The sequence below is a fragment of the Spirosoma litoris genome (assembly GCF_054776755.1).
In genome coordinates, this window is the sequence record NZ_BAAHBI010000052.1 from 113,866 (window position 1) to 135,048 (window position 21,183).

Below are 21,183 nucleotides of genomic sequence, written 5' to 3' on the forward strand. Positions count from 1 at the left end.
ACGGTACCAATTCAGCTGGATTTTTGCGAATGCGATAGGGCCTTTTCGGCACCTACACACCACAACCGAAAATTCGTTCGTTTTTGCTTTAGCACAGTTTGGGTTTGCCAAAGCGGGGCAAAGGCCGTAATTTTCGCACTATTTATCAGTACGCAACCACATGACTGAAGCAACTAAAGATTCCGGCGAAGGCGTTACCAACGAAAATAATTCTGTCAATGGCAGCGGTGTTGGCAATTCCCTCAACTTTATTGAACAAATCGTAGAAGAAGACCTGGCCGCTGGCAAGAACGGTGGGCGTATTCATACGCGCTTCCCACCCGAACCCAACGGCTATTTACATATTGGCCACGCCAAATCTATTTGTCTGAATTTTGGGCTGGCCGATAAATACGGCGGGCAGACAAACCTCCGTTTCGACGACACCAATCCTGTTACGGAAGATACCGAATACGTCGATTCGATCAAGAACGATGTTCGCTGGTTAGGCTTTAACTGGGAGAACGAATTTTATGCATCCGATTACTTCGACACGATTTATTCCTTCGCCGAAACCCTGATTCAGAAAGGATTAGCGTACGTAGATGATTCGACATCGGAGGAAATTGCCGCTCAGAAAGGTACACCTACCGAACCAGGTCGACTGAGTCAGTACCGTGACCGGAGCGTTGATGAAAATCTCGATCTGTTCCGGCGGATGAAAGCGGGCGAGTATCCCGATGGTGCCAAAGTTCTCCGGGCGAAAGTCGATATGGCTTCGCCGAACATGCAGTTGCGCGATCCAATCATTTACCGCATCAAGCACGCGCATCACCACCGCACAGGCGACGCCTGGTGTATTTACCCGATGTACGATTTCGCGCACGGACAATCCGACTCGATTGAGCACATTACGCACTCGCTTTGTACGCTGGAATTTGAGGTGCACCGTCCTTTATACGATTGGTTCATTGATAAACTTAACATCTTCCCTTCTCGCCAGATCGAGTTTGCGCGGCTTAATTTGACCTACACGGTTATGAGCAAACGTAAACTGAAACAACTGGTGGAAGATGGGCATGTAAGCGGTTGGGACGATCCCCGGATGCCAACCATTGCTGGTATTCGCCGTCGTGGCTATACGCCTGCCAGCATCCGCGAATTTGCCGACCGTATCGGGATTGCCAAACGCGATAACCTGATCGATGTAGGTTTGCTGGAGTTTTGTATCCGTGAAGAACTGAACAAAACGACTCATCGGGTGATGGCTGTTCTCGACGAAAAGCCGCTGAAACTAGTCATTACGAATTATGAACTGGGTCGGGAGGAAATCATGCGGATTGAAAACAACCCCGAAGATGCCACCGCCGGAGAGCGCGATGTTCCGTTCAGTCGGGAGGTGTACATTGAGCGGGACGATTTCATGGAGAACCCGCCGAAAAAGTTCTTCCGATTGTTCCCTGGCGGTATGGTTCGGCTAAAAGGAGCTTATATCATTAAGTGCGATGAGGTGGTCAAAGACAACGCTGGTGAAATTATTGAACTACGTTGTTCGTACATCCCCGAAAGTCGCAGTGGCTCCGATACGTCTGGGATCAATGTAAAAGGCACCATTCACTGGGTATCGGTTCCGCACGCAGTAGAAGCTGAAGTTCGTCTGTATGACCGCCTATTCTCGGTAGAAAACCCTGCCGCCGATGAACGTGAATTCCGGGAGTTATTGAATCCAAATTCGCTGGAAATCGTGCGCGCTTTTGTTGAACCGGCTCTGGTTGAAGCGGCTCGTTCTGGCGCACAAAGCAACTTCCAGTTCATGCGTAAAGGCTACTTCATCCTCGACCAGGATTCTACCGTTGATCGGCCCGTATTCAATCGGACCGTCACGTTAAAAGATGGCTGGGCGAAGGAACAGAAGAAAGGGTAACAACGATGTTGACATATCACACTATAAAAAAGGGCACCCTACACACAGGGTGCCCTTTTTTATAGTGTGATATGTCAACGTGAATAATGGGTATAAACTAAAACTACCATCTGTTTATCAGCCGTTTATAATGTTATTTTTTGTCCTCCCGACGGTAGGAGGGATCTTCGGTAAATAACCAGTTGCCGAAGATCCCTCCTACCGTCGGGAGGACAAAAAACTAGTATAATTCTATTCGTAAATCATCCATAATTCACGTCAAACCAGCTCCTTTTTCGAGCGTAGCCATTCGGGCTTGGTGGTTGTCACGCGGGCTTTGAGTTCGTTCAACATGGCGTATAAGCCGTAATACGTGCGATTTACGTACAATCCATCCTGAGAGCCCCGCGCCACTTTCGAGTTTTTTAGTTCCTGTATGTTCGCTAATCCTTCGGCAAAGGCGTATACTTTCGTGAAATAGGCATCGTCGCCAAAATCAAACGAATCAACGGCAAAAGGTTCGGCCAACATTTGGGTCATTTCTTTGAATAAATCCGAGAAAAAGACTCGCTCTTTTGGCGAATCGGCGGGGGTTAAAAACTCCAGATTCTCAAAAATTTCCTCGGTCAGTTCCGCATTCTCAAGCGTGTCGGGGTTAACCAATCGGAAGTAATTATCGTAGTAGAAATCAGGAATTACTTTCACACAGCCGAAATCGATCACGCCCATGGTGCCATCGGCCCGCATCAGGAAATTACCGGGATGTGGGTCGGCATGGACCTGCCGGAGCGTGTGAATCTGAAAATCATAGAAATCCCACAACGCTTGTCCAATTCGGTTACGGATTTCCTGATCTGGATTGGTCTTCAAAAATTCTTTCAAATGCAATCCATCCAACCAGTCCATCGTCAGGATGCGCTTCGACGATAGTTCTGGATAGTATTTGGGAAATACCAGATCGGGAATGTTCGCACAGGCTTCCGAAATCTCAATGGACCGGCGAAGTTCAAGCTCATAATCCGTTTCTTCCAGCAACTTCGACTCCACCTCGCCCATGTAGCGATCAATGTCGCGTTCGTTCAGATTTAGCAATCGAACAGCCAATGGCTTCGCAATCTTCAGATCGGAACTCACGGCATCGGCAACGCCCGGATACTGCACCTTCACGGCTAGTTTCTTCCCGTCTTTCCAGGCTTGATGCACCTGCCCAATACTAGCGGCATTGACGGCCTGACTATCAAATCTATCGAACAGTTGCGTCGGAGTTTTACCAAAATACGTCTTAAACGTTTTCACCACCAACGGGCCCGACAACGGAGGAGCTGAGTATTGCGCCATGGTGAACTTGTCGGAATAGGCAACTGGCAACAGCCCCCGGTCCATACTTAACATCTGAGCCATTTTCAGGGCGGACCCTTTCAATTCACTCAGGGCGTCATAAATATCAGCGGCATTGTCCTTATGAAGCTCCTCCTTCGATAAATCGGGATCGAGCAGCTTTTTGCTGTAATGCTTAATATAGTTCCCGCCTACTTTTACTCCGGCTTTCACAAACTGGCTGGCACGGGCAACTTTAGTCGTCGGAACTGAGGTTTGGCTTTTCATAACACGAGGCAGGGGGCAAGGAGCTTGGGGCAGGGCTTAAAAACCATGCTCCGAGCTCCTTGCTCCACGCTATTTATTTTGATACACAAACTTGGCGAAATCGAAGAGCGTGTCCAGCGGAGAACGGCCAATGAGATCGAAGGCTGTATTTACTGACTTTTCGATAGCCGAATCGGTTTTTTCGAAATTTTTGCTCACATCACGCACCCAGAAGTCGAGCAAAAAGAGTGTTTGCCCCCAGAGTGCATTTGGGTAACGGTCGGTCACAAACGGACGAGGTTCTACCTCTTTGCTTTCCCGACCTTCGGCCAGTAGATCGCGGGCATAATCAAAGAACGCGTCTTTAAACGGAGTCAATACCGGCGATTTTTGACCAGGCACCCAGCCGCTCTGCCCTATGTTTCGCACACCATGCTGTCGGCTTTCTGCTCGTAAGCGCCCATAACTATAGACCACAAAACTGCGTTGGGCTTTCAGTAGCTCAATCCAGGTGTAATAGAATGCCAGAAGTTTCTCCCGGACTGAATACCCCTGATACGTTTCGTCGGCTTCGACAGTTGACTGGGCTTCGGTAAAAAACGTAAGCCAGATATCGGCTTCGATTGCATCGAAGGAAGCATAATCGGTATAGAAGTCAGCTTCCGCAATTTTCAATTTCTTGGCAAACTGAAAAACTGAGGTCGGTTGCTTTCCATTCTCAAGTACATATTCCGTGTACGCCTTGCGGATTTTTTCGAGCGTTTCCATATAAAAGGTCAACGGTCTGTATGACGGAAAAGTTTAGTATCGTTCTTACAATATCTTATCCATTGCATCTGTTTTTCTTGTAAATTTCGGATACTATTTATCCTCTTGATATTCGCATGAATAACTGCTCTGTTTGCCTGCTTATTCTATTGGGCGTTGCGCTGGTCTTTCCCACCTTTGCCCAACAATCGTACGAAATCAAAATCAACCAACCGGCCCAAGTCAACGGTATCGAGTACGGCTACACGATTCGAACGGAATGTAAACGAGAAATCAATAATCTGGGTACCTTCAAACGTTATGAGTTGACGGTCTATGCCACCAACAAAAGTGGTAATACGAAAGTATTCAGCCCTCGCCAAACGTCATTTGGTGTTCGGGATCAGGATCTGTTAGCCCGTTTCGACTGTATCAACGCTACCGGGGCCAAGTTAACGTCTAAAACGATTACCCTCCGCGCCCGTCCCGTTTCAACATCCTATACTGCTTCAGCCAGCACAACCGAGTCGCCAGAGAATCCGGAGGACATGAGCCTACGTGTTCAGACTGGACATACATTTGAAAATGGCGAAACACTGACAAATAACGTCGTTGTACTTGTACCCGATGGCGAAGAACCTCATTTACGGGTTCGTATAAAGCCCCTCGAAAAGGCACCAATTCGATAACAGCCGGGATTTTGCTTTTTTTTATCGAACTTTGCCCCAAAATCATCCTATTCGTAACTAGCTAATCAATATCATGACTTCGTCGTTACCCCGTTTAGTCCTTTCTTGCCTTGTATGCCTAAGCCTAAGCTTGTTCCTGACAGCTAATAGCTTTGGCCAGTACGGTGGCTATGGTGGCGGATACGGAGGGGGTGGGTATGGCGGTGGCCGCATGGGCGGAATGAGTGGCATGAATCAGATGCCCAGCACACCCCGATCGTCGGTACCGAACATTGCAGGTGATATGGCCATGAAGGAAACGAAATGGCTTAAAGAGAATTTATCCCTAACGAAAGATCAGCTCAAAGAAGTCAAACGTCTCAACAACGAATACGCCAGCCAACAGCAGGATGCTATTAAAGACATCGTCAGTGCGAATGGAGGTGCTGGTGGTCGGCCTTCTCCCGAGACAATTAAGCAGATTCGGGAAATGATGATGATGTTCAATGAAGAGAAGGAAGAAAAGCTGAAACCCATTCTCACTCCCGAACAGTGGACGCTGTATCAATCCAAGAAAGCAGATATGCAAAAGGAAATCGGTGGATTCCGCCCACCTGCCCCTAAAGCTGATTCGCTGAGCAAAGTGGGTAGTCAACCCTAACTCCGGTCATTTTCCCGTTTAATCGACTTTGGGCTCATAACGCAGGCCAAATAAGTCTATTTGTGGATTTATTACGTAAGTGTGGCGATAACCCGTTTTACTCGCCCTGCTTATGAAGTCCTTACTCACATTACTTTTCGTACTGAATTGCTGGTGCCTGACAGGCTTCGCCCAGAAAGCCAATAGTCTGCATCAGGCCATCCGTTACATTAAGTTAGCCAATACCCTCCGGGAAGTTGATAAGTCGGATGCGGCTATCAATCTGCTGCAACGGGCTTTACCCGCTACAAAAACTACCAGTTTATATTGGGAAGCTGTCACCAATGAACTATTGGGACTTTCGTACAGCGATCTACACGATACCACTACAGCTGTCCGATATCTCCAGCGAGCGGGCGCCCAGTACCTCAAACTGAACTATGTGGCCAGTGCATGGGGAGTCAATGAGATTGTGCGGGGGTTATCGAATAAAAACCTATATGCAGGCATCCAAATTGGTTTATCAAGCATCAAGCTGGCCATTCTCAAAACGAAATACGAAACGGATTTTTACGAGAAAGATATTAAGTCAATTGCTGAAATTGCGAATCCTTCAACGACTCTTTTTGCCGATGCATCGAAAGGTTTTCGGGCCGAACAGGATGCCTTACGAACCTGTATTGATTCTATTCAGCGCTACAATATTCCAAACGAGCGCGTTTTCATCGTATTGAGCAATGACGTTCGGGAAGAGCTGGCCCGCAACCCCGACAGTCGACGAAAGGTATATGATCAACTGTCACGTGCTCTCCCAAACAGTACACTAAAAATAGACACAACGCTTACGGCAAATCGGGAAGCGGAATTATTTACGACTGGGGCTATTCCCCGTAAAGTGTGGCCTACCACCTCGGCGCTGGACTTAGGAAAAAATAGTACCATCGGCGGCTATTTCGATGTAGGCATAGGTCTGGGTTCTAAAACGTTTCATAGCCTGAATCTCTCTTTGGGAACAAGTTCGTTCGTGGATAAGATCGAAGCGAAGCGCTCGCTATCCATGGATGCTTATAAACGCGAGGCACAACGGGTCATCAAAACCATTGCCGACTCGGTCTTTACCAGTGGTTTTATGGCAGGCAATCGAGGGCTACAACAGCGCAATACAGTTGGTATTGGTGGCGATATTGTTTGGGCCTTGGTCACCTATCTGCACCCTGAACGAGCTGGGTTTATGGCAGTTCCCATTACTATGGATGATATGAATCAATTTAAACGACTTGCGTTAACAGATTATCGGGAACTGACAAAGCCCAATCTGAATGGCATCCTGGACCCAGCAATTCGCGAGAAAGCGGAGAAAGATATCACGACACTCCAAAGTCAACTCACCGAAAAACAACTCATTGCTGGTGCCCTTTGGTTAGAGTCCCTGATGAAAGCTTACTCAACAGCCTCCTCACCCAAGCGGTTCGTTTTCGTCCGCAATGCCGATGTTGGCTGGGTAACGGGTAAGTTTTTGGAAACGATTAATTACGAATACGAGTCTACCATAGCCAAAGGGGCTTTATATACGAGGTAAAAAAATAGCCCTCCCAGCTAATTCGCTTGCGAGGGCTGCTGCATTAAAGCTCATGTAATCAGTCTAAATCAGCGACATAAGCGCCCATTTGGCGTACGGAATAACAGGCAATACCTTGTTGTTTCGCTTCAGCTAATAACCTATCTGTGAGTGGCGTTTTGTTCGAGTCATCAAAAATAATATGTCGGGCAACTACGCGCCCGCTAAGCTGTCCCCACTCCTGCAACGCATTTCTACGAATGATGAGGTAGTCCACCACCGCAGGTAACCGCCAATGGCTCGAACTGGAAAATTTATTCACCAATAACAGCGATTTCCCCCTCGATACCCACAACGCATAATCCCGATTTCGATAGGAAGTCGGAATGCCCGTTAGTGATGTGGACGATTGATCAATTGGTTTCGCCTTGATAATCGTCAGATCCGAAACACCCCACTGCCCAAACGTATTTTTAAGATAGAAATCAAAGGACCGTGTATCGTTCGTATCTAAATCGGTCAGGAGTGTGCTACGATGCCCGTAGGTAAGGCTAATTGCTGTCCGATGTGGCAGGAAATGGACGGCTATCTGCTGTTGGTGGGCTTGGCGATATTCTTCCCAACAAATAAAAACTGCCAAAAGAACAGCTGCCATTGTAGTCATCCATATATACGAACGGTTACGAGTTAGCACTAAAGCAGCTCCGCCAAAAATCACAGCGTATACAAGCAGCATCGGAAAGGTAGATAGCCATAGTCCATCCCAGGCAGCTCCCGGTAGCTGGCCCGTTTGTGTAACAGCATAATTAAGAAACCAGGCTGCTTTCTGCAACAACCATCCCAATCCATCATTAACAACCGGTATCCAACTCAATGCCAGGGTCGCCATCGCTAAAGGCAACAAAATTTCCGACATCACAATGACAATTGGGTTTGCCAGCAGAAAATAAGTCGGAAACTGGTGAAAGTAGTAGACCCCAAGTGGAAATGTAATCAACTGAGCAACTAGAGCTACTGCGGTTAATTTCCAAAGTTTATCGGCCCATTTAGTCCGAAAGGTGATCGACTGATATAACGGTGATTGCCAGGCGCTAATGCCTGCTACAGCCAGATAGGACAACTGAAACCCAGCCGAAAACAAGGCGTATGGATCAAAACAGAGAATAAAAAATGCCGACGCGCCTAATGTATTGGGCATCTGTTGTTGACGTCCAAAGGTATTCGCCAGAATAACCATGGTAAACATAGCGGCTGACCGAAGTACGGGTGGCGAAAATCCGGTCACGAGCGCATAGAACCACAAAATGGTTAGCTGCAGGGCGGCCATCAGGAGTTTACCACGCGGTCGTTTAGCCAGAAAGCCAAGTAGGATTGTGAGTACCTGAAACAGTATCCCCACATGCAACCCGGATACGGATAAAATATGCACGGCCCCTGCTGCCGAATAGGCTCGGTATAGTTCAGTATCCAGATCATCTCGAATGCCCAGAATCATAGCATTCACAATTCCGTATTCGGCCCGATCGCCAATCTGATGGGTAAATACACTATCAGCCCAACGATTGACAACAGAGGCTATCTGCGTAATCCGGCTGGGGGGATCGAGCCCTAGAATTTGCCGCTGAAACGGGCGTAGGTATTGCTGGTGATAGATGTTCCGATAGCTGAGATATCGTTTATAATTAAATTCGCCAGGGTTCAGCGGAGGGTCAATTGAGCGGGGAGCGCCCGATACCAGCCAAACCTCTCCATACTGTGGCCGTTGCTGGCCCGCTTTATCCAAATAAACAATGACTCGACCACTCAACGGTTTCCAAGTTCTGGTCTCTGGTTGTAGCTCGTTTTGCCGGTCTGTCGTTCTGAACATAGCCCGCCGAATTTCCAACTCAACCCGATAGGTTTTAGCACGTTCTTCGGGTTGCGCTGCAACGACACCTTCATAGGCCCGTAAGGTATCCGCAACGTGACTGATGTTATCTGGTCGATTGCTGGCTGTGCGTTGATAGGTAATGGCCCAGCCTAAAGCAGCAAGGATTATCAACCCGCCAACGCCTTGACTAAGTTGGACTGGTTTAGTTGCTTTTCCCGAAGTTTGTACAAATCCCCAAACCAGCATAATAAGCCCAAGAACCAGTCCACCTAATGGCAAAACAGGTAACTCGGGCAGAAATGTGTAGAGAATGATACCAGCAATCAGAGCGGTTACGTAACGTACAAACGGCTGCCCTTTCATTCTTTCGAGTAAGCAGCGCCGGGTAGTACCATTTTATAGTGCTGGATACCCGCTTCCTCAAACATGGGGCCAACCGCTACAAACCCAAAGCTTGCATACAGGGGCATGGCCGTTACCTGTGCGTGAAGATAAATACGCTCAATGGGCTCTGGCTGCTGGTTAAATACATCGTTCAAAACAGCCTGAACAAGAGCCTTACCAACTCCTTTCCCACGAAAGGCAGGCAATACGGCAAACCGTTCCAGCTTAATACCATTCGACGTTCGTCGCCAGCGGGACGTACCACATGGAGTACCGTCTGAATAAGCCAGGAAATGCGTGCTCACTTCTTCAAATTCATCATACTCCTCCTCTGCCGACACATGTTGCTCCTCCACAAATACCTTTCGCCGAATAGCAAAAGCTATATCAAGATCAGCCGGAGTTGAAATAGGTAAAACGTTAATCATAAAGTTTATAGCGAGTAATGGTCGTAGGCTACAGGTTTTATGACTGGCTAATGCGCGATTCGTATCTACATCAGCCAATTTTAAATCCTACAGACACAACCTAAACAGAAATCGTAAACCAGACTTAAGGGACCAGCAGTCGTTTGCTGACCATTTCGCCGTCTGTTTTTACGCGTACAATATACACACCCGTTGCTAATCCGGTTACCGAAAGTGTAGTACGGGTACTCGGTGCATCGGTATAATTTGTTGTTCGTAACTGGCGACCAGTTGCATCGAACAAAGAAACATTGAACGACTGAAATCCTTTTAGCTGAACATCAACAGTAGGGTCGGCAGTAGCTGGGTTCGGGTAGACATTCACCGTAAGGGCCTCGGTTTCGGGTAAAGGCGATGAAACCGATTTGAGCAATTTAACCCGTCGCGGACTCAATTGAAGAACCGCTCGCATTCGGGCAACCTGACCCGCCGTAAACATATTCATGCAGGCATCAGGCCAGTAATTCATGTAATCTTCCATCAAATCACGAACCTGTCCTTTGCCATCGCAATTCGAATACGTCTGTTTGCAGGATTGTTGCGCATTCGATCCATCAGCCATTAACGGGGTATCGGCAACATAATCCTCATTACAACCAAGCCCATCACCCCAAGGGTGTATGAGTCCAAGCCAATGCCCGATTTCGTGCGTGACCGTTCGCCCCAGCAGGTATAACGACCGAGTAACCGTACCAGTTTGACGCCCAAACGTTCGATGATCAATGATTGACCCATCGGTTAAGTCGTTCGTCGAGGGTGGTAAGCCTTTTAACGTGTCGGCTGCTGTCGGAAATTGTGTGTAGCCTAAATAGTTGCTATTCAAGCTGGTTACCCAAATATTTAAATAGCGATCACTAGGCCAGTAGGCAATCTGAGATAGCAGTACATCATCTGTCTCGATATCAAAAGATGATTTTTGTGCGTAATAATGCCGCGTAATGCCTGTAGTTGGCTGCCCATCTGGATCAGTGGTAGCCAAAAAAAACTCAATACCCGCATCGGCACCAATTGCACTTGTATTATAGCCATTCGTACCGGCCTGACGTCGGTAATCCTCGTTTAATACCTGAATCTGCGAGGCAATCTGGGCATCAGAAATATTGCCATTGTTCGTGCCACCAATTACGTTGGATGCGTTATTGTGCACCACATGAACAACAATCGGAATTCGATAGATTGTATTATCGGCCTCTTGCCGTAACGACTTCTTGTTTTCCAGCGCCTGTTGAACCTGCCTGTTCAGATTCGTCAATTGGCGGAGTCGATCAGGATCTCGTTGCTGGAGAATGAGTTCATGGTCGACTATGGCGCACCGCTTATAAATTGGCTCCTGGAGCGTTTGCGCGCCCGCTGGCGATGTTAGTAAACAAACAAGCGAACCAGCCAGCCAATGCCAGTTGGTCCGCTTGTTTTTAATCAGGCTATTATTGCCCAGCTTTATCATACGCTGTAATAATTTCACGAACGAGCCGGTGGCGAACCACATCGCGTCCGTCCAGTTCAACGAACGCAATCCCTTTGATGTTTTTTAAAATATCTACCGACTCAATCAATCCAGACTTTTGCCGGTTCGGTAAATCAATCTGCGATCGGTCGCCGGTAATAATCGCTTTCGACGCTGGGCCCATCCGAGTCAGAAACATCTTCATCTGCATCGGCGTTGTGTTTTGTGCTTCGTCGAGCAGAATAAAGGCGTTATTTAATGTTCGTCCCCGCATGTAGGCTAGTGGCGCAATTTCAATAATCCGGTTCTCCGTATAAAACTTCAGCTTCTCAGCCGGAATCATATCATCCAACGCGTCATAAATCGGGCGCAGATACGGATCAATTTTTTCCTTCAGATCACCGGGAAGGAAGCCCAGATTTTCGCCCGCTTCAACCGCCGGACGCGTAATAATAATTTTCTTGACTTCTTTGTTTTTCAACGCCCGCACTGCAATTGCGACAGCCGTATAGGTTTTACCCGTACCAGCGGGTCCAATTGCAAACACCAGGTCCGACTTTTCGGCTGCCTCAACGAGACGTTTTTGATTATCGGTTCGAGCCCGAACAACCACTCCCCGATTACCGTACACCAGCACTTCATCGTCATCAGGAGGTGCAGGTGCAGCTGGCGAACCGCCATTCAAAGGTTGCCCACTATGGCTAATATAATTCTGGACATTTTCCTGGGTAATTTTACCATATTTCTGATAATGCTCGATCAACGATTCCAGAATGTCGCTGATCCGGCTAATCTCGGGCGTAGTGCCTTTAATACGGATTTCGTTGCCGCGGGAGATAATTTTGCTCATTGGGAACGCAGCTGCCACTTCTTTTATGTTGTGGTTCTCTACGCCCAGAAAATCGATGAGCGATACATTGTCGAGGGTAATGACTTTTTCGACCAAACGATGAATAGGTTTACGTGTGATATCCGAAAAGTAAGCGATTTCTTTACTTCTTCAACGCGTTTTACTAAAAAATTATTCGTTTAACCCGGTTTCTTATTCATTGCCCTTTTTTGCGTAAACCCCGTGTTTACTGGGGATAAATACTTATCTTGCTGACATACAGTTAGCTGCTTAGTTTCAGTATCTAGTACGCAAATCCTGCCCTCCACCGTTGCTTAAAAAAATGAAAATTTTTTTGGCGAGATAGCGTCAACATTACCAGAATGTTACGAACAATTTAGCCTAGATGATGTGTATACGTCAGACGGGCAGAAGTTGCCTTTTGCGAGGAGGATTGTGTAAACTTGCAGTAAGACATGGAGAATAACGCCCGCCCCAATCAACATCTTCGAAAACCATCGGCGTTCGCCGGAGGTCGGCAACAGGCCGGAAATCATTGGCTCGATACGGGCCTTGGTAAACTCCCCCCACAAGCCCTAGACCTCGAAGAAGCCGTACTTGGTGCATTAATGATTGAGAAAGATGCCCTGTCATCTGTTGTCGACATTCTCAAGCCTGAAACGTTCTATAAAGAAGCCCATCAGCGGATATATCAGGCCATTCTAACGCTGTTCGGAAACTCCGATCCCATTGACTTACTGACGGTTACGAATCAGCTCCGCAAAACTGGGGAAATTGAGATAGTTGGTGGAGGTGGGTTTGTGGCTGAGCTTACCTTCCGGGTTAACTCAGCGGCTAATATCGAGTACCATGCCCGTATTGTCTCGGAACAGGCCCTCAAACGGGCGCTCATTGCCATGTCATCAACGATTCTGCGAGATGCCTACGAGGATACGACCGACGTGTTCGAACTCCTTGACCGCACCGAGCAATCGCTCTTCAAGATTTCGGAATCGAACATCAAGAAGAACTATGCTGACATGAGCACCATCGTCAGGATGGCGCTGAATGAGCTTGAAACCAAGAAAAATCAGGAAGGCTTAACAGGTGTGCCGTCTGGATTTACGGGTCTGGACCGGGTTACATCGGGCTGGCAACCCACCGAATTGATCATTCTGGCGGCCAGGCCAGCGATGGGCAAGTGCCTTGGAAAAGGCACTAAAGTTGTGATGTTTGATGGATCGCTCCGAAAAGTCGAAGATGTTCGTGAAGGTGATCTGCTAATGGGCGACGATTCAACTCCGCGTCGGGTTCTTTCGATTGCTCGTGGTCAGGAACGAATGTACTGGATCAAACAAAACAAGGGCATTGATTATCGGGTAAACGAAAGTCATATTCTGTCACTGAAACGAAGTCGAAACGAAGGTGGACATACCAAAGGAGATGTGCTCAACATCACTGTTCGAGACTATCTGACGAAATCGGATAAGTTTAAGACCAATTATAAAGGGTATAAAGTTGCCATAGAGTTTCCAGAGCAAACCGTTCCACTTGATCCTTATTTTGTGGGGCTTTGGCTAGGTGATGGACATGCGTATAGCTCTCGAATTACATCTGTTGATAACGAAGTTGTTGACTATCTCAAAGGTTACGCAGATGATCTGAATCTAACGTTTTCAACTTACCAACAAGTTGGAAAAGCGCCTAATCACGCTATTACAACTGGACAACGAGGGGCAAAGGTTGCGTTTAATGTTCAGGAACAGTTACGTGGATTATCGATCATTGAGGACAAACATATTCCACGATCTTATTTGATCAATTCAACTGAAAACAGATTAAAACTGCTGGCCGGACTGGTTGACAGTGACGGCCATTATCAGGAAGAATTCAATTGTTACGAAATTACCCAGAAAAATAAAGAGCTGGCAGAACAGCTAAAGTATCTTTGTGATACACTTGGTTTCCGGTGTTCATTGAAAGAGAAACAGGCTACAATTGCCACGAGAGGCTATATTTCTACAGTCTATCGGCTCCGTATTTTTGGCAACCTGAATTCAATTCCAGTTCGTATTGAACGGAAAAAAGCACGCGCCCTCAAAGCGCGGGCCGATTGGCGGGTTACGGGCATTCAGGTTGAATACGATAAGGTAGATGACTACTACGGTTTTTCTATCGACGGAAATCGCTTGTTTCTGCTTGAAGATATGACCGTGACGCATAACACGGCTTTCGTCGTTTCAGCGCTCCGAAATGCGGCTGTCGATCATGGAAAACCGGTAGCTATTTTTTCCTTAGAGATGTCGTCGGTTCAGTTGGTCAATCGTCTGATCTCGGCCGAAGCCGAAATTGATTCGGAGAAAATCCGGAAAGGAACGCTGGCTCCGCACGAATGGACGCAGTTGCACCACAAAATTCAGCGGCTAACCGAAGCGCCTATATTCATTGACGATACCCCTGCCCTATCCATTCTGGAACTTCGGGCCAAATGTCGTCGTCTGAAAGCGCAACACGACATTCAAATGGTCGTGATTGACTATCTTCAGCTTATGTCGGGTGATTCATCGGGGCGAATGGGAGGTAACCGTGAACAGGAAATTGCGTCGATTTCACGGGCCCTTAAAAACCTGGCTAAAGAGCTAAACGTACCCGTTATTGCCCTGTCGCAGTTAAGCCGGGCCGTTGAAACCCGTGGTGGCGATAAAAAACCACAACTCTCCGATCTTCGGGAATCGGGATCTATTGAGCAGGATGCCGACATGGTTTGCTTCCTCTATCGTCCTGAATATTATAATATTACGCAAGACGAAAATGGCAACTCGACACTGGGGATCGGTGAGGTAATTATTGCTAAAAACCGGAGTGGTTCTCTGGATACGGTTCAGCTTAAGTTTATCGGTAAGTTTACCAAGTTCTGTGATCTTGATTCGTATTTCGAACCCGTTCAGGCACAGGGTTTTGCACCTGATGTAAATGGTATGAGCAGTTTCGATGCTCCTCCATCGGCAGGCAGTGTATTTAAGAGCAAAGCCAACACGATGACGAACTTTGGTAACGCCGATCCAAGTCAGGAAACTCCGTTTTAAATAATATTAGCGCATTTTTAAACACAGAGACACAGAAAGTACAGAGGTTTAATGTATCTATATTGCTACAATTAAATCTCTGTATTTTCTGTGTCTCTGTGTTTAAAATATAGTTTTCTTTGTCAAACTCTACTTCAATTATACCCCTTCACAAACATGAAATTTATTGGTTTACTCGCCTGCCTGCTCATTGGTTTCACTTCAATTGCTCAGGCGCAAAAATTTAGAGGTCTTGACAAAAGCCCGATGGATATGGCTTATTATCCTGACGATTTTGCCCACGACCGGAAGTTTGCTCCTGCCAAAGTAGGCGACAAAGTCTTTGCCCGAGTAACCTACAGTCGTCCGGCTAAAAATGGAAGAGAAGTCTTTGGTAAACTGATTCCCTACGGTAAAGTGTGGCGGCTTGGTGCGAACGAAGCAACTGAAATCAAGTTTTTCTCGGATGCCACGATTCAAGGGAAAAAGATCAAAGCGGGTGTGTATTCGTTTTATGCAATCCCCAACGAAACTGAGTGGACGCTTATCTTTAGCTCTGATTTAGACCAGTGGGGCGCCTACAGCTATAAGGAAAGTCTGGATGTTTTACGCGTGACCGCTCCTGTTAAGAAGCCAGGAGAAACGGTTGAAAACCTGACGATTCAGTTCAAAAAGGCTGGAGAAAACGTCAAAGAATCTGTAATGATGATTGCCTGGGACAATACACTGGTTGAAGTTCCAGTTTCATTTTAAGGTCATTTAATGTACAAGTAACGCGGCTGGAAAGTCGTGCATCTTATAAACTAAACAATAGCTTTATAAGATGCACGGCTTTCCAGCCGCGTTAAATTTTATCAGAAGTTTGGCTTCAACAAGTATTTATTGTAGAACTCATCAATGACTTTAACAGCCTCTGTGGGCGTGTCAACAATGCTGATGAGTTTCATGTCTTCCGGATTGATGTTATGTTGCTCTTCTAACATGACATTCGTGATCCAGTCAATCAAGCCCTGCCAATAAGACTTTCCAACGAGTACGATTGGGAAACGGGCAATTTTACGGGTCTGAATCAGCGTCATGGCCTCAAACAGCTCGTCGAGCGTACCCATACCGCCGGGCATAACCACAAAGCCCTGAGCGTATTTAACAAACATCACCTTCCGCACAAAGAAGAAGTCGAAGTTGATGCTCTTATCGGGATCGATATAAATGTTGCTATGTTGCTCAAAAGGTAATTTGATGTTAAGGCCAACCGATTTCCCCCCCTGTTCAAAAGCTCCTTTATTACCAGCTTCCATAATACCAGGGCCACCTCCTGTAATAACCCCATAGCCATGACGTACTAACTTGGCCGCAATTTCCTCGGTCATTTTGTAGTATTGATTGTCGGGCTTGGTACGGGCTGAGCCAAAAATGGATACACAGGGGCCTATCTTGGCTAACTTATCAAAACCTTCTACAAACTCAGCCATCACTTTAAAAATGACCCAGGAATCTGCGGTTTTGATCTCATTCCAATCGTGATCCTGAAAAGCTTCTTTAATGCGTTGTTCGTCGGGTGTAAGGAGTAACTCGTCGCGCTTGGGTAAATCGTGTGCAATTCGTTCGGTGCTCTGCGTTTCAGAGCGGTGAACATTCTCTTTTGTTTCTTCCATGTACGTACTAAAAAAGGTAGTGGGCGCGAAACGTACTCACTTCGTTAAGTTATATAATAGCCTTCCAAACTAATCAAAAATCTCGTTGATAGCCTTACCAACGAGATTTATTACTGAGAAGGAATCTATTAACAAGCGATCCTGTAAAAACGTTTCCAGAATTTAGAAATCGTTTATTGGGTTAAAAATTGATTAATCCGCAGCCAAAACACCTTAGTATCAACGCTGTGTAGAAACAAAAATGGCCCGACTAATTCGGGCCATTTTACGTATATCGTTCTTATTAACCTTGTTTATTTTCGTCGGCTTTCAAGGAAATATTCGATCCGATCCATCGCAACAGTTAGTTCATCAACAGTGGGTAGACAAACAATTCGGAAGTGGTCATTCTTGGTATAATTAAATCCATTTCCTGATACAACCAGGACTTTTTGCTCCGTCAATAGATTTAGTACGAAATCGTCATCGTCCTCCAATCTAAACTGACTCAGATCGATTTTCGGGAAAATGTACAAAGAACCTTTGGGTTTCACACAGGTGATGCCCGGAATAGCCGTCATGCGGTCATACGCCAGCATCATTTGTTTATATAAACGCCCCGTAGGAAGTACTAAATCATTGATACTCTGATAGCCGCCTAAAGCTGTTTGAATTGCATACTGCGTTGGAACGTTGGCACAAAGACGCATACTTGCCAGCAAGGTCAGTCCTTCGATGTAGGATTTGGCTCGTTTCCGCGCACCGCTCAAAATCATCCAACCACCCCGAAAACCAGCTGCCCGGTAATTTTTCGACAATCCGCCCATCGTGATACAGAGCGTGTCGTTAATCATTTTAGAAATTGGATAATGAACAGCTCCGTTGTATAGAATCCGATCGTAAATCTCGTCGGAAAAGACAATCAGTTTATGGCGCTCGGCAATGCGGGCAATGCCTTGCAATACTTCTTTATCATAAACTGCCCCCGTCGGGTTATTTGGGTTGATGACAACGATGGCCCGTGTACGAGGTGTAATTTTACGCTCTAAATCGGCTAGATCCGGATTCCAATCGGACGCTTCGTCACAGATGTAATGGACTGGTTTGCCGCCACAAAACGCAACCGAAGCCGTCCATAGCGGATAATCGGGAGAGGGAACCAGTACTTCGTCGCCTTCATTCAGGAGAGCCTGCATAGAAAGCATGATCAATTCACTTACCCCGTTACCGATGTAAATATCGTTGATAGTAATACCAGGAAGGCCAATATTCTGTGTGTGGTGCATAACCGCTTTTCGGGCGGCAAACAAACCCCGAGAGTCAGAGTACCCCTGCGCATTACGGATATTCAGAATAATATCATGGACAATTTCGTCGGGGGCATCGAAGCCAAAGGTGGCAGGATTGCCAATATTCAGACTGATAATTTTAAAACCCTGACTTTCGAGTTCAAGAGACTTCTCATAAATGGGTCCCCGAATATCGTATTTTAAATGCGTAAGCCGATCGCTTTTCAGTATTTCCATTCCAGGTACTTCGACTACTTCCTCTATGTACGCTACTTCCATGCCGCAAAAGTACGGAACTGTTGGGTAAGTTGGGTTATACCCAGCCGTTGTTGTTCTTTTTGAGGAGTGGATTTTCTCCATTGCTCTCACCCCCTGCCCCTCTCCCAGAATGGGAGAAGGGGCAAACCAGCGCCAAAATTCAGAATTTAGCAGCCCTACACTCCAAGAGACTCAGCGATTAAATAGACCAGAAATAACCTAATCTATTTTAAATCATTCCCTTAAAAGGAAACGCGGGTAGGTATCCATAAGCATCTGATGTCTTTTCTGTCAAACCGAATTTCTAGTCTGCCAATCTGGACCTAAATCCCTCTTCCTATGCGTTGTCTCCATCGTACTTTGCTTTTATTAAGTTTCTCTTTTTTTTGTGTTTCGGGTGTCATAGCGCAATCGAAAACGCCCCAGAAAACATACATGTATTTGATTTACCACAAGTTGAATCCGGGCCTTACGATTCAGGACGCATTGCCCGTTGAACGAGAGTGGAAAAAAGTTAATCAGGCTGCGGTCGATGAAGGGAAGCTTGAAGGCTGGTACATGACTGTTAAGCAGTTTACCTCGAATCCGAATCAGACAGAATATGACTATGTGACTCGGATTGTTACGCACGGGATGTCCATTAAAGGAGCGTCACCAGAGGCAATGGCGCGTATTTACGGCGATAGTGTTCAACAGAAAATGGCAGACCTGCAACGACGGGATCGAAATACGGCCCCTGTCGTTAAAATAGAAATCTGGGAGATAACTGACGGCACCTTTGCGCCAAAATTTGCACCCGATGGCACGCAATTGATGGTTATTGATCGGATTCGTCGTCGGAACCCTGGCGCCGAATATGATGGTGTTGTCAGTCAATTAAAACGACTTGGCGAGGAACGTATCAAACGGGGAACGCTGCTGGGTTGGGATTTCTCGTCCTTACTTATTCCTAACGGGAGCGAAAAGGGCTATGAGTTCAGTATTGCCAGTTACGTCTCCACTATGGAAGCTATCGCGAATCCAGTTCTCGCCGATACCCCCAACCCTGTTATAGCGGCTCCAGCCTACAAGCAACTTCGCAGTCAGACGGCCCAGATGTTTGATTTTGTTCGGCAGGAAGTGTACCGATTCATGGAATACACCACAAAACCCAGCAATTAATCGTTGAAATCTGCCAGAATTTTCCAGGGAGTTTTACTCATTTATTTACAGTAAAAAACACCTCCAGGCAAGAAGAAGCCTTATCTGGAGGTGTTTTTTTGGCCGAATTATTGATAGAGACGAAATAACACCTAGTTACTCTACCTCATTCACTAAAGATCAGATGCGTTTTTTAACCATTTTACTTGGCCTGTTCCTCTGGACATCTGTCTCCTTTGCTCAACGAATACACATGCCAGACTTATTCCAATGTCTAAGTGCCTCAGCCGATAAGTTTGAGTACAGTATGTTTCAACAGGGATTTATCTGTTATAAAAGCTCAGGCGGTCTGAATGGCTGGACTTGTTTGTTTGCGTATCATCCAAGCCCGTTACAACAAGACCCCTCTAAAGCAACGGCTATCATACAATACGACCGCAACAGCCGATCAGATGTGCTTACGTATCAGGTCCGGTCAAAAGAACAATATGAACTTCTGCGAACTGAGTTAATTAAGCTCGGCTATACAATTGACCCTGTTGTCGTTGATCGAGAGTTGTTTACCTCAGCGAAAGACGCAAATACTGTCGTTAGTTGTCAACCAGCCACGAATGCAACGGGCATGTCGGGTAATTATGAAGGCTATATGTTTACCCTGACTCACCGGCGGTATTAAGTACAGGTCTTTTGCTCGGAGCCGTGCCACGGGTAGCACGGCTCCGAGCAAAAGACCAAAACCAGTTATTGCACTGGCTTCACGGTGTATCCCTTTTTTCGAAGCAGATTCACAATTCCCTTTTCGTTGCCCAAATGCCCGGCGCCGAAGGCAAAAAAAGTTGGTTTTTCTTTAGCCGCTTTTTCAATAACCGGCATCCAGCTTATATTCCGCTCACCCAGCAAACTCTCTTCAAACTGCGAAAAATCACCTCCGCTAAATTTGCTGGATTTCATGCCGCCCATCAGTTTGTCCAGGTCGTGGGCTTTATAATTAGCAACCATTTCCGAAAACTCCTTCTTGGCTTCATCGGGGTTTCTAGCCATCTCAACCAACCCTTTTAACTGTTCCGACAAGGGAATTTTATCCAGCGCAGCCATCTCAGCCTCAAGCGTCTCAAGTCCAAACACCTCTTTCTTGTCCGTTGCGGCCATCTGCGCAAACGTCATGTCGTAGGATGCAGGCTGACAGGGAAGCATAGTCATGTACATCATCGACATAATCCCGATGGGTTTAAACATACCCATCTGAGCCAGTCCCATGCCCATTTTCTGCTTCAAATAATTATCTAGGACAGCATAATCATCAGCAGAAAGCAGGTCTTTAATTGTTTTTCCGCCCGACATCATAACCGCTTTTTGCATGTTCATCATCATGCTGGGATCATCCATATCCAACTCCAGATAAACTTGTTGGGAATCGCTCATAGCTTTCTTGATCGCGTCCGATATTTGCAAATCGGCCGGGCAAATGAGGTGGAAGGTACCATAGAGGTAGGATGGTTTAGCCAAGCCAGGACCCGTAACTTCATACAGTAAGGCCTTATCCTGAGCCTGAACTGCTGTAGCTGCTATACTGGTTGCTAATAAACCCGCTAACGCAAGTTTAGATGCTATATTTTTTCTCATGCTCGTTATCACTTTCGGTAAAGCTACCTATTAACGCAATTCATCAGCGAAACATTGGGGGCAGTAAGCCGTTTAGCAGGACGAACGGCGGATAAATTGCA

The 21,183-nt window shown here is 46.5% G+C and carries 17 protein-coding genes; 8 read left to right on the plus strand and 9 right to left on the minus strand.

All coding sequences use genetic code 11. From position 1 onward, the window contains the following. Window positions 1-160 precede the first annotated feature (160 nt). The gene (locus ACYVGR_RS28380) at window positions 161-1,903 is read left to right on the plus strand and encodes a glutamine--tRNA ligase/YqeY domain fusion protein (RefSeq protein ID WP_460963194.1); all 1,743 of its coding nucleotides are present in this window, start codon (window positions 161-163) and stop codon (window positions 1,901-1,903) included. 258 nt (window positions 1,904-2,161) lie between these two features. Here ACYVGR_RS28380 and ACYVGR_RS28385 read toward each other — a convergent pair whose 3' ends face one another. Further along, on the minus strand, window positions 2,162-3,487 hold the full coding sequence (locus tag ACYVGR_RS28385) for an ABC1 kinase family protein (RefSeq protein ID WP_460963196.1): 1,326 nt from the start codon (window positions 3,485-3,487) through the stop codon (window positions 2,162-2,164). Window positions 3,488-3,556: 69 nt separating this feature from the next. Further along, window positions 3,557-4,234 (minus strand): TetR/AcrR family transcriptional regulator, encoded by a 678-nt coding sequence (locus tag ACYVGR_RS28390; RefSeq protein ID WP_460963198.1) that lies wholly within the window; start codon window positions 4,232-4,234, stop codon window positions 3,557-3,559. A 116-nt stretch (window positions 4,235-4,350) separates the two neighbouring features. On the opposite strand from ACYVGR_RS28390, the gene ACYVGR_RS28395 reads away from it, so the two are divergent. From ACYVGR_RS28395 to ACYVGR_RS28405, 3 genes are all read left to right on the plus strand, one after another. Beyond that, on the plus strand, window positions 4,351-4,902 hold the full coding sequence (locus tag ACYVGR_RS28395) for an ABC transporter permease (RefSeq protein ID WP_460963200.1): 552 nt from the start codon (window positions 4,351-4,353) through the stop codon (window positions 4,900-4,902). Between the two features lie 73 nt (window positions 4,903-4,975). Then, window positions 4,976-5,542, plus strand: coding sequence for a hypothetical protein (locus tag ACYVGR_RS28400; protein WP_460963201.1), 567 nt, complete (start codon window positions 4,976-4,978; stop codon window positions 5,540-5,542). A gap of 112 nt (window positions 5,543-5,654) precedes the next feature. Then, a complete protein-coding gene (locus ACYVGR_RS28405) occupies window positions 5,655-7,100 on the plus strand; it encodes a tetratricopeptide repeat protein (RefSeq protein ID WP_460963203.1) in 1,446 nt (481 codons plus the stop codon). Window positions 7,101-7,158: 58 nt separating this feature from the next. Here ACYVGR_RS28405 and ACYVGR_RS28410 read toward each other — a convergent pair whose 3' ends face one another. From ACYVGR_RS28410 to ACYVGR_RS28425, 4 genes are all read right to left on the minus strand, one after another. Beyond that, the gene (locus ACYVGR_RS28410) at window positions 7,159-9,312 is read right to left on the minus strand and encodes a ComEC/Rec2 family competence protein (protein WP_460963205.1); all 2,154 of its coding nucleotides are present in this window, start codon (window positions 9,310-9,312) and stop codon (window positions 7,159-7,161) included. Next, on the minus strand, window positions 9,309-9,761 hold the full coding sequence (locus ACYVGR_RS28415; RefSeq protein WP_460963207.1) for a GNAT family N-acetyltransferase: 453 nt from the start codon (window positions 9,759-9,761) through the stop codon (window positions 9,309-9,311). Before ACYVGR_RS28415 ends, ACYVGR_RS28410 begins: the two co-directional genes overlap by 4 nt. A 124-nt stretch (window positions 9,762-9,885) precedes the next feature. Then, window positions 9,886-11,262, minus strand: a complete 1,377-nt coding sequence (locus ACYVGR_RS28420) for a M43 family zinc metalloprotease (protein WP_460963209.1) — start codon at window positions 11,260-11,262, stop codon at window positions 9,886-9,888. Continuing rightward, entirely contained in the window at window positions 11,225-12,190 is a 966-nt protein-coding gene (locus tag ACYVGR_RS28425) for a PhoH family protein (RefSeq protein ID WP_460963211.1), read from the minus strand. Before ACYVGR_RS28425 ends, ACYVGR_RS28420 begins: the two co-directional genes overlap by 38 nt. 359 nt (window positions 12,191-12,549) lie before the next feature. Between ACYVGR_RS28425 and dnaB the strand changes: the two genes are divergently transcribed. After that, window positions 12,550-15,159: a replicative DNA helicase gene (dnaB, locus tag ACYVGR_RS28430; protein ID WP_460963213.1), complete on the plus strand. Its 2,610-nt coding sequence runs from the start codon at window positions 12,550-12,552 to the stop codon at window positions 15,157-15,159. Between the two features lie 156 nt (window positions 15,160-15,315). Beyond that, window positions 15,316-15,891, plus strand: a complete 576-nt coding sequence (locus ACYVGR_RS28435; RefSeq protein WP_460963215.1) for a DUF2911 domain-containing protein — start codon at window positions 15,316-15,318, stop codon at window positions 15,889-15,891. 101 nt (window positions 15,892-15,992) lie between these two features. On the opposite strand, the gene ACYVGR_RS28440 is transcribed toward ACYVGR_RS28435, so the two are convergent. Beyond that, entirely contained in the window at window positions 15,993-16,793 is an 801-nt protein-coding gene (locus ACYVGR_RS28440) for an LOG family protein (protein WP_460963217.1), read from the minus strand. Between the two features lie 293 nt (window positions 16,794-17,086). After that, the gene (locus ACYVGR_RS28445) at window positions 17,087-18,298 is read right to left on the minus strand and encodes a pyridoxal phosphate-dependent aminotransferase (RefSeq protein ID WP_460963246.1); all 1,212 of its coding nucleotides are present in this window, start codon (window positions 18,296-18,298) and stop codon (window positions 17,087-17,089) included. A gap of 456 nt (window positions 18,299-18,754) precedes the next feature. On the opposite strand from ACYVGR_RS28445, the gene ACYVGR_RS28450 reads away from it, so the two are divergent. Then, window positions 18,755-19,480 (plus strand): hypothetical protein, encoded by a 726-nt coding sequence (locus ACYVGR_RS28450; RefSeq protein WP_460963219.1) that lies wholly within the window; start codon window positions 18,755-18,757, stop codon window positions 19,478-19,480. Between the two features lie 232 nt (window positions 19,481-19,712). Next, on the plus strand, window positions 19,713-20,135 hold the full coding sequence (locus tag ACYVGR_RS28455) for a hypothetical protein (RefSeq protein ID WP_460963221.1): 423 nt from the start codon (window positions 19,713-19,715) through the stop codon (window positions 20,133-20,135). A 65-nt stretch (window positions 20,136-20,200) separates the two neighbouring features. On the opposite strand, the gene ACYVGR_RS28460 is transcribed toward ACYVGR_RS28455, so the two are convergent. After that, window positions 20,201-21,082: a TraB/GumN family protein gene (locus ACYVGR_RS28460; RefSeq protein ID WP_460963223.1), complete on the minus strand. Its 882-nt coding sequence runs from the start codon at window positions 21,080-21,082 to the stop codon at window positions 20,201-20,203. Between the last annotated feature and the right edge of the window lie 101 nt (window positions 21,083-21,183).

What these genes read in the sequence shown, in the direction of transcription:
- ACYVGR_RS28435 (WP_460963215.1), top strand. Translation starts at nt 15,316, where the DNA reads ATGAAATTTATTGGTTTACTCGCCTGCCTGCTCATTGGTTTCACTTCA.
- ACYVGR_RS28400 (WP_460963201.1), top strand. Translation starts at nt 4,976, where the DNA reads ATGACTTCGTCGTTACCCCGTTTAGTCCTTTCTTGCCTTGTATGCCTA.
- ACYVGR_RS28410 (WP_460963205.1), bottom strand. Translation starts at nt 9,312, where the DNA reads ATGAAAGGGCAGCCGTTTGTACGTTACGTAACCGCTCTGATTGCTGGT.
- dnaB (WP_460963213.1), top strand. Translation starts at nt 12,550, where the DNA reads ATGGAGAATAACGCCCGCCCCAATCAACATCTTCGAAAACCATCGGCG.
- ACYVGR_RS28445 (WP_460963246.1), bottom strand. Translation starts at nt 18,298, where the DNA reads ATGGAAATACTGAAAAGCGATCGGCTTACGCATTTAAAATACGATATT.
- ACYVGR_RS28405 (WP_460963203.1), top strand. Translation starts at nt 5,655, where the DNA reads ATGAAGTCCTTACTCACATTACTTTTCGTACTGAATTGCTGGTGCCTG.
- ACYVGR_RS28455 (WP_460963221.1), top strand. Translation starts at nt 19,713, where the DNA reads ATGCCAGACTTATTCCAATGTCTAAGTGCCTCAGCCGATAAGTTTGAG.
- ACYVGR_RS28395 (WP_460963200.1), top strand. Translation starts at nt 4,351, where the DNA reads ATGAATAACTGCTCTGTTTGCCTGCTTATTCTATTGGGCGTTGCGCTG.
- ACYVGR_RS28415 (WP_460963207.1), bottom strand. Translation starts at nt 9,761, where the DNA reads ATGATTAACGTTTTACCTATTTCAACTCCGGCTGATCTTGATATAGCT.
- ACYVGR_RS28460 (WP_460963223.1), bottom strand. Translation starts at nt 21,082, where the DNA reads ATGAGAAAAAATATAGCATCTAAACTTGCGTTAGCGGGTTTATTAGCA.
- ACYVGR_RS28440 (WP_460963217.1), bottom strand. Translation starts at nt 16,793, where the DNA reads ATGGAAGAAACAAAAGAGAATGTTCACCGCTCTGAAACGCAGAGCACC.
- ACYVGR_RS28390 (WP_460963198.1), bottom strand. Translation starts at nt 4,234, where the DNA reads ATGGAAACGCTCGAAAAAATCCGCAAGGCGTACACGGAATATGTACTT.
- ACYVGR_RS28380 (WP_460963194.1), top strand. Translation starts at nt 161, where the DNA reads ATGACTGAAGCAACTAAAGATTCCGGCGAAGGCGTTACCAACGAAAAT.
- ACYVGR_RS28450 (WP_460963219.1), top strand. Translation starts at nt 18,755, where the DNA reads ATGTATTTGATTTACCACAAGTTGAATCCGGGCCTTACGATTCAGGAC.
- ACYVGR_RS28385 (WP_460963196.1), bottom strand. Translation starts at nt 3,487, where the DNA reads ATGAAAAGCCAAACCTCAGTTCCGACGACTAAAGTTGCCCGTGCCAGC.